This window comes from Chryseobacterium sp. SIMBA_028 (assembly GCF_046535285.1).
In the GTDB taxonomy this organism is placed as follows: domain Bacteria; phylum Bacteroidota; class Bacteroidia; order Flavobacteriales; family Weeksellaceae; genus Chryseobacterium.
The window spans coordinates 1-261 of the sequence record NZ_JAWRWZ010000438.1 but is presented as its reverse complement, the minus strand read 5'-3'; the positions used below and the strand labels follow the sequence as shown (position 1 = coordinate 261).

The window sequence follows — 261 nt, the reverse complement described above, 5'->3', positions numbered from 1 at the left end:
CCTATGACCGTAGGAACAACGGACGAAGTTCGCAGCAACCGGACTGGGCGGAAACGTCAGTGGACCAGCATGCCAGCGACGTTGTTGCCCTCCTGGAACAGCTCGGGACCGTGCCATGTGTCGTGTTCGGCAACAGCACCGGGGCGTTGATAGCGCTGGCCGCCGTCCTGAAAGCTCCCGAGCGTTTTACCGGAGCCGTGCTGCACGAGCCGGCGCTGCTGGGCGTTCTGTCCAATCCCGACGACGCCATGGCCACCGTGC

The 261-nt window shown here is 64.4% G+C and carries 1 protein-coding gene; it reads left to right on the top strand.

Annotation, left to right across the window (positions count from 1 at the left end):
• Positions 1-59: 59 nt before the first annotated feature.
• Positions 60-261 (top strand): alpha/beta fold hydrolase (locus tag SCA31_RS24035; RefSeq protein ID WP_410699507.1); only part of this gene is annotated, 202 nt, incomplete at its 3' end.